2 protein-coding genes are annotated in these 2,511 nt (G+C 70.3%); both read left to right on the forward strand.

What is annotated here, in order from left to right; translation table 11 throughout:
• Positions 1–1,750 (forward strand): helicase-associated domain-containing protein (locus tag AC1DHD_RS15505; protein WP_476880568.1); only part of this gene is annotated, 1,750 nt, incomplete at its 5' end.
• On the forward strand, positions 1,747–2,511 hold a 765-nt coding region (locus AC1DHD_RS15510), incomplete at its 3' end, for a helicase-associated domain-containing protein (RefSeq protein ID WP_476880569.1). The genes AC1DHD_RS15505 and AC1DHD_RS15510, both read left to right, overlap by 4 nt.

The following is a 2,511-nucleotide window of genomic DNA, read 5'->3' on the forward strand; positions in this document are numbered from 1 at the left end:
GCTCGCCCGCGGGCTGCTTGTGCCGCTGGATGCCGCCCACGTCGAGCTCCCGCACAGCGTCGGCGTCGCGCTCCGCGGCGGCTTTGTGATCGAACACTTTGCGCTCACTCCCCCGGTCCCGCGGCTGGGGCAGACCAGCGCGTCCCTCCGCCGCAATGCTGCGCTCGGGGCGATCGCCGAAACCCTGCGGCTGGTCGGTGAGCTGCTGTACGCCGTACGCGAGCAGCCGCTGGTCACCCTTCGGAGCGGCGGCGTGGGCGTCCGGGAAATGAAGCGGCTCGCGGATGCCCTCCGGATCGGCCTGCATGAGGCCGGAGTCCTGGCCGAACTGTGCGCCCTCGCCGGGCTGCTGCGGCTCGACGTGGACAGCTCCGCCTGGGTCCAGCCGCCACAGCTGGAGTGGCTGAGCCTGCCACGGCAGGAACAGTGGCTGTGGCTGGTCAACGCCTGGCTCACCAGCGAACGGGTCCCCTCCCTGGTGGGGCAGCCCGTCAGCGGTGCAGCCACGGCACAGGTGCACCGCGGCCCAGCGGGCACCACCATCAACGCCCTCTCCGCCGAGGCGCAGCGGCCCGACGCCCCGGTGGTCCGGAAACGGATCCTGGAAATCCTGCACGAGCTCACGGTGGAAGCGGCCGCCCCGGACGGCGAGGCACCGGTCCTGGACGCGGCCGCGGTGCTGGAACGGGCCGACTGGTCGCAGCCGCGGATGGCACGCCGCTTCAGTTCGCTTATCCAGGGCGTCCTGGCCGAGGCCGAGATGCTGGGCCTGGTCGGCTCCGGCGCCCTCAGCCAGATCGGTGCCGCCATCGCCGTCGAGCAGCCCGAGGAGGCGCTGGCCATCCTCGGCGAGCATCTGCCCGCGGCGCTGAACCACGTGCTGCTCCAGGCCGACCTCACCGCCGTGGCGCCGGGCTACCTTGACCCCGAGCTCAGCGAAAAGCTGCTGACCATGGCTGACGCGGAGGGCCAGGGTCCCGCGACTATCTACCGTTTCTCTGTGGCGTCCGTCCGGCGTGCCCTCGACGCCGGCAAGGACGCCGCCGGCCTGCTGGACTTCCTGCGCGAACACTCCGCCACGGCCGTGCCGCAGCCGCTGCAGTACCTCATCGAAGACACCTCCGCACGCCACGCCCGCCTCCGGGTGGGCCCGGCGTCCAGTTTCATCCAGAGCGAGGACGAAACGGCCCTGCTGGAGCTGCTGAACACTCCGGCAGCGTCCGGGCTGGGACTGGTCCGGATCGCACCCACCGTCCTGATTTCGCACACCGCGCCGCGGGAGGCCGCGCAGCTGCTGCGCGGCCTGGGCCTGTCCCCCGCGGTGGATGACAACGGTTCGGGCGCCGTCAGGCTGGGGCGCAGCACCGCGCTTCCGGGCGGCACCCGGCCGGTCTACACTGCCCCGCGCACCGCACCCGCCGACGCCGACATCGACGCCCAGCTCGCCGTCCTGCGCAACGGGGTCTCCCTCCCCGCTGCCGCCGCGCCCGGCGGCTCCGGGGCCGGGTCGACGGGCGGCGAAACCGCCACCCAGCTGGGCCTGGAGACGCTGCAGAAGGCTATCCGGCTCAAGCAGCGGGTGGTGATGAACGTGGTGGACAGCCTGGGGAATGCCACCCGCGAAACGGTTGTTCCGGTAGCTGTGAATGGCGGGCGGGTGCGTGTGTTCGATCCGGCGAAGGAAACCGAACGCGTCCTGTCCCTGCACCGGATCATCGATGTTGAAGCCACAGAGGAACTGCTGCAGTGAATGACGGACCGCTGATTGTCCAGAGTGATAAAACCATCCTGCTGGAAGTGGACCACCAGCAGGCCACCGAGGCGCGCCACGCCATCGCGGCGTTCGCCGAGCTGGAGCGCGCCCCGGAACACGTCCACAGCTACCGCCTGACCCCGCTGGGGCTCTGGAACGCCCGTGCCGCCGGGCTCGACGCCGAACAGGTCCTCGACACGCTGCTCAAGTACTCCCGGTTCCCGGTACCGCACTCCCTGCTGATCGACGTTGAAGAGACCATGTCCCGGTACGGCCGGCTGCGGCTGGAGAGGGACCCGCAGCACGGCCTGGTGATGCGTACCTCGGACTACCCGGTCCTCGAGGAGGTCAGCCGCGCCAAGAAGATCGCTCCGCTGCTGGGGCCCCGGATCGACGGGGAAACCGTGGTGGTGCACTCCTCCCAGCGCGGGCAGCTCAAACAGTTGCTGCTGAAGATCGGCTGGCCCGCGGAAGACTTCGCCGGCTACGTCGACGGCACACCGCACCCCATCATGCTCAACGAGACCGGCTGGAAGCTCCGCCCCTACCAGCAGCTGGCCACCGAAAACTTCTGGGCCGGCGGCAGCGGCGTGGTGGTGCTGCCCTGCGGCGCCGGCAAAACCCTGGTGGGCGCCGCGGCGATGGCCACCAGTTCCACCACCACCCTGATCCTGGTCACCAACACGGTTTCGGCCCGGCAGTGGAAAGACGAGCTGCTCAAGCGGACCTCCCTCACCGAAGAGGAAATCGGCGAATAC

It is taken from the genome of Arthrobacter sp. 05L45_2 (genome assembly GCF_056397525.1).